Origin of the sequence: Trebonia sp., assembly GCF_049794275.1 — a bacterium.
Lineage (GTDB): Bacteria > Actinomycetota > Actinomycetes > Streptosporangiales > Streptosporangiaceae > Trebonia.
Window position 1 is genome coordinate 1 of sequence record NZ_JBARCR010000180.1, and the last position, 4,991, is coordinate 4,991.

The window sequence follows — 4,991 nt, forward strand, 5'->3', positions numbered from 1 at the left end:
TCCCCGACGCGTCGGCCAGCCGCGCCCCGAGCGCCTCCAGCAGGCCCGCGCCGCCGTCCGTGGTGGCGACGCCACCGACGGCGAGCACGATCCTCTTAGCCCCTATCCGGATGGCGGCCAGGATCAGCTCGCCCACGCCCCAGGTGCTCGCGGTCAGCGGCGCGAGCTGTCCCGGCTCCAGCAGCGACAGCCCGGACGCCTGCGCCGCCTCGATGACCGCCGTCTCGTCGAGCAGCGCGAACGCGGCCGTGACCGGCCGTCCGGTGGGCCCGCGCACCTCCAGCTCGACGCGGCGGTACCCGGCGGAGACCGCGGCGTCGACCGTCCCGTCACCGCCGTCCGCCACGGGCAGTTGCACGACCTCGCCGCGGAAACCGGCCCGCGACAGGCCGGCGGCTACCCGGGCGGCCACCTCCGTCGCGGCCAGGCTGCCCTTGAACTTGTCCGGTGCGACGAGGACGCGGTCCGCCATGCCACCGATTCAAGCACGCTGCCGGGAGACCGGCCGCGGAACTGCTCACGGTCCGCGATTACCTCAATTGAGGACCGATACTGTCCTGGACTGGCGTTAGCGTCACGGGTGAACGAGCGCATGGCGTCGAGGTCGAGGAGGGGTAGCTGCGATGGCGTATGAATTCCAGGTAGCGGTGGACTGCGCGGACCCGCACACGCTGGCGGGCTGGTGGGCCGAGACGCTGGGCTGGCAGGTGGAGCCCTCGGACGAGGCGTTCATCCGGCGGATGATCAGCGCCGGGTACGCCGCCGAGAGCGATACGACGCTGCATAACGGGGTGCTCGTCTGGAAGGACGGCGCGGCGATCCGCCACCCTGACGGCCTGGAGCGCGCGCCGCGGCTGCTGTTCCAGCAGGTTCCCGAGCCGAAGACGGTGAAGAACCGCATGCACCTGGACGTGCGCATCGGTGCCGACGACGTGGAGTCCGCGGTCGCGGGCCTGGTCGCGCGCGGGGCGAAGTTTTTGCACAACGGCCAGCAGGGACCGCACACCTGGATGACGCTCGCCGACCCGGAAGGCAACGAGTTCTGCGTGTCGCAGTCCGCCAAGCCGCCCGAGTAGCGAGGGGCCGCCCCTCAAGATCCCGCCGTCTCCGCCCACCGCCGGCGCACTCCGGCCAGCCCGTGCGACGTCAGCGACCCGTGCAGCCGCAGCCGGGCGACGCCGCCGTCGGGGAACACGTCGAGCCGGACGTGGGTGACCGGCCGTGAGCCGGGCAGCCGGAACCGGTGCGGCGTGTCCGGCAGCAGCGGGGTGCGGGGGAGCAGCGGGAACCACGCGGACGAATCGTCCAGCGACGACACCGCGGCGTCGATCCCCAGCAGTGACGCCGCCCCAGGCGGGTTGCCGATGTACCCGGACGTGTCGATCTCGGCCAGCGCCACGTCGGACTGCCCGGTCAGCCGGACGACCAGCCACTCGTTGCCCGGCTCACGCCGCCGCCGGGTCTCCCAGCCCTCGCCCATCACCCGGGACAGCCCGGGCGAGAGAACGTTGCGCGGCGAGGAGTAGAACCGGTCGCTGCACGCGATCACGTCCCCGCCGTTCTCCAGCGCCGCCAGGTCGAACGTCAGCCCTTCGAGCAGCGATGGCGACGGCACCACGGTCCCGTGCACCCGCAGCCTGGCGACGCCGCCGTCCGGGTAGATCCGCAGCCGCACATGCGTGCAAAGCAGCTCCGACGCCACCTGGAACACGTGCTGGGCGTCGCCCGTGAGCGGGCTGCGCGGCACCAGCGGCACCCACTCAGCGGCGGACGCAACATCGCCGTATCCGTCGGCGCGCGCACCCTCCACCGAACACGACTGCGGGTAATTCCCCGTGAAGTACGCCGTGTCCACGAGGACGGCGTACACCACCCCGGCCGCGCCCAGCCGCACGATCACCCAGTCGTGCTCGTCGGCTCCCGGCAGCGCACCGGACGGGCCGCGCCGCCGGCGCGTCTCCCAGCCGTCGTATACCTGCCCCTTGTGCCCGAACGTCTGCGGCGTGAACGCCGGGGCACCCGGCAGGATCAGGTTCTCCTTCTCCGCGAAAAACTCGTCCGACGCCGCGATCACCGACCCGCGCAGCGCCCGCGACGCCAGGTCAGGCAGCGCCAGCGGGTCAGAGTCGCCGAGCCCGCCGCCGCCGTCGTCGGTCACAGCGTGCCGCCCCCTCGGCGCAGCAGCCGCCCGCGCGGCTCGCCGTCAGGCGAGACCTCGGCACCGCCAAGCCACACTCGCGACACCACCCCGGTCAGCGTCCGCCCTTCGTACGGCGTCAGCGGATGCCGGTGCAGCAGCTCAGACCCGCGTACCACAAACGAAGCGTCCGGGTCGAACGCGACGAAGTCCGCGTCGCACCCGGCCGCGATCCGTCCCTTCGACGGCAGCCCGGCCAGCGACGCGGGAAACGCCGCCATCCATCGCGCCACGTCCGCGAGCGAGTGCCCGCGCCGCCGCGCCCCGGTCCACACGGCGGGCAGGCCGATCTGCAGCGACGCGATCCCGCCCCACGCTGTCCTGAAGTCCCCGGTGTCCTTCAACGCCGGCGGGCACGGCGAGTGGTCGGACACGACGCAGTCGATGACGCCCACGCCGAGCGCGCGCCACAGCGCCTCCCTGTTGGGGGCGTACCGCACCGGCGGGCAGCACTTGTACTGGGTCGCGCCCGCGGGCACCTCCTCGGCGGCGAAGGTGAGGTAGTGCGGGCACGTTTCGGCGGACAGCGAGATCCCCGCCGCGCGCGCCGAGTCGATCAGCGCCGCGCACTCCCCGGCGGCGAGGTGCACGATGTGCGCCCGCGCCCCGGTGGCCGCAGCCGCCCTGATGACGGTCTCAATGGCCCGCCGTTCGGCGACCGGAGGCCTGGAGGCGACGAAGGCGTCATACCCGGGACCGTTCGGCACACTGATTTCGGCCGGATCCTCCGCGTGCACGATCATGGGAGCGCCGCCCGCCGCGAGCTCCTTCATCGCCGCCCGCAGCTCATCGCGCGACAGCGGCGGGAACTCGGCGATCCCCGAGTCGATCAGGAAGCACTTGAACCCGACGACGCCCGCCTCGAGCAGCGGCCCGATCGCCGCGGCGTTCCCCGGCACCGCTCCGCCCCAGAACGCCACGTCCACCGCGCACTGCCCGGCCGCCGCGGCGGCCTTCTCCCGCAGCGCTTCGACGGACACGGTCACCGGCACGGAGTTCAGCGGCATGTCGCAGATCGTCGTCACCCCGCCGGCCAGCGCGGCCCGCGTCGCGGACGCGAACCCCTCCCACTCCGTCCGCCCCGGCTCGTTGACGTGCACGTGCGTGTCCACGAGCCCGGGCAGCAGGGCGAGGTCGCCAAGATCAACGTCACGGTCAGCGGACAGCTTCGCGTCGTAGGAGTGGATCGATTCGATCTTTTTATCCCGAACGTACGCCGCCGACTCCCGCACCCCATCTGGCAACACCATGCGGGTCGACCTGATGACGAGCGTCTCGCTCATAGCCACCCGAAACTGCCGGCGCTGTCCGACGCGTCGGACGGCAGGTACTCAAGCCCCACCCACCCCTGGTACCCCTGTTCGGCCAGCTGCCCGAACAACGGCTCGAAATCCACCGTCCCCGTCCCCGGCGCTCCGCGCCCCGGCGGGTCGGCGACCTGCACGTGCCAGATCTTTTCCCGGTACTTGTCCAGCACGCCGGACAGGTCTTCGCCCATCTTCCCGAGGTGGTACAGGTCCGCGAGAAACCCGACGTTGGGCGCGCCGACCGCGTCGATGACCGCGATCGCCTTGTCGCTGGTGTCGAGCGGAAACGCGGGAACGTCGACGGAGTTGATCGCCTCGACCAGCACGGCGGCGCCGGCGTTCGCCGCCGCCTGGGCGGCGAGCCTGAGGTTCTCGATCGCGACCGCGTCCTGCTCTGCGGGGTCCACGCCGTCGATCCGGTTCCCGTACGCCGCGTTCAGCCGCCGGCACCCGGTCCGCCGGGCGATCTCGGTGCAGGCCTCTATGTTCTCCCGGAACGCCTTAGCCGCCGACGGTACGGAGACGAGCCCGCGTTCCCCTGCCGCCATGTCTCCGGTGTGAAAGTTCAGGCTGACCAGCTCAACCCCGGCGTCGCGTATCGCGCTGACGAACGCGTCCGCCTCCCTATCGGACGGCACCATCGCGTCCCACGGCCACCAGAACTCCACCCCGTCAAACCCGGCCGCCTTAGCCGCCGCGGGCCGCTGCAGCAACGGCAGCTCGGTAAAGAGAATCGAGCAATTGACGTCAAACCGCAGCCCGTAAATCTGCACCGCCCCAGTGTCCCACGGTCGGGAAAAGCTGTTCGCGGCCATCCGCATCGGCGAGTCCACCGCGCCCGGCGGCCGGTTCGATTACGGGCGCATCGAACGGCTGCGGGTCCCGCGCGCCGTGATCACGGCCGGGCGGGCCGCCGGAACCTACGCCTGCCCTGTCGCGTCTAAAGTGCGGGTCCACCTTTAGGAGTCATGATGCGGTTCATCATCTCGCGCACCGCGGTGTTTCTCGTCGCGGCACTAGCCGTCGCGGCCTGTGGCTCACAGCGCGCCGCGCCGCCCGTCACCCCCCACGTGACGCCGTCGACTGCGGGCCAGAACGGACCGGCCGCCTTCGTCGCCCGCGCACGGCAGGTGACAGCCCAGTGGGACCGATCTCACGCCGCCCGCGCCTGGCGGACCGGCCTTGTCCTGATGGACGCATCTGACCTCACCCCGGTACCGTCCAAGGGCTTCAGCAGTGGGCGTGCGAAGTTCGCGTTCATGTCGGGGCATTTCAGGCTGGCCGGGGTGCTGCCCGCCGGGCCGTTGCCGGGCATGGTCCGGTGGGCAAACGGCACCACGCTGCGGCTGCCGTTGCTGAGCGCCAGGGCCGCGTTCGCCGAACTGGCCGCGGAGCGCCCCTGCGCCGTTCCCAATGCGTGCGGCCAGCTCACCGTGACCGGCGCGGAGCCGGGTGTGGTAACCGTCCGAACCAGCCGGGGTCCGGCC

7 protein-coding genes are annotated in these 4,991 nt (G+C 71.9%); 3 read left to right on the top strand and 4 right to left on the bottom strand.

Annotated features, from left to right (window positions below):
- A partial coding sequence (locus WA805_RS05130) for a glycerate kinase (RefSeq protein WP_425241773.1) occupies window positions 1-472 on the bottom strand: 472 nt, incomplete at its 3' end.
- A gap of 151 nt (window positions 473-623) precedes the next feature.
- Here WA805_RS05130 and WA805_RS05135 point away from each other — a divergent pair.
- Window positions 624-1,076: a VOC family protein gene (locus WA805_RS05135; protein ID WP_425241774.1), complete on the top strand. Its 453-nt coding sequence runs from the start codon at window positions 624-626 to the stop codon at window positions 1,074-1,076.
- 14 nt (window positions 1,077-1,090) lie between these two features.
- On the opposite strand, the gene alc is transcribed toward WA805_RS05135, so the two are convergent.
- From alc to WA805_RS05150, 3 genes are read right to left on the bottom strand one after another with little or no spacing between them, the layout of a single operon-like run.
- Complete coding sequence (alc, locus tag WA805_RS05140) at window positions 1,091-2,158, bottom strand: allantoicase (protein ID WP_422338097.1); 1,068 nt, start codon at window positions 2,156-2,158, stop codon at window positions 1,091-1,093.
- Window positions 2,155-3,480 carry an allantoinase AllB gene (gene allB / locus WA805_RS05145; RefSeq protein WP_425239319.1) on the bottom strand — a complete coding sequence of 442 codons (1,326 nt, stop codon included), beginning with the start codon at window positions 3,478-3,480 and terminating at the stop codon, window positions 2,155-2,157. The genes alc and allB overlap by 4 nt, the downstream gene beginning before the upstream one ends.
- Complete coding sequence (locus WA805_RS05150; RefSeq protein ID WP_425241775.1) at window positions 3,477-4,277, bottom strand: hydroxypyruvate isomerase family protein; 801 nt, start codon at window positions 4,275-4,277, stop codon at window positions 3,477-3,479. Before WA805_RS05150 ends, allB begins: the two co-directional genes overlap by 4 nt.
- Before the next feature lie 7 nt (window positions 4,278-4,284).
- On the opposite strand from WA805_RS05150, the gene WA805_RS05155 reads away from it, so the two are divergent.
- The gene (locus WA805_RS05155; protein WP_422275873.1) at window positions 4,285-4,467 is read left to right on the top strand and encodes a hypothetical protein; all 183 of its coding nucleotides are present in this window, start codon (window positions 4,285-4,287) and stop codon (window positions 4,465-4,467) included.
- A 5-nt stretch (window positions 4,468-4,472) separates the two neighbouring features.
- Window positions 4,473-4,991: hypothetical protein (locus WA805_RS05160; protein WP_425241776.1), on the top strand; the 519-nt coding region annotated here is incomplete at its 3' end.

Bases quoted from the DNA above. Each gene is read 5' to 3' on its own strand.
- allB (WP_425239319.1), bottom strand. From the start codon at position 3,480: ATGAGCGAGACGCTCGTCATCAGGTCGACCCGCATGGTGTTGCCAGAT.
- WA805_RS05135 (WP_425241774.1), top strand. From the start codon at position 624: ATGGCGTATGAATTCCAGGTAGCGGTGGACTGCGCGGACCCGCACACG.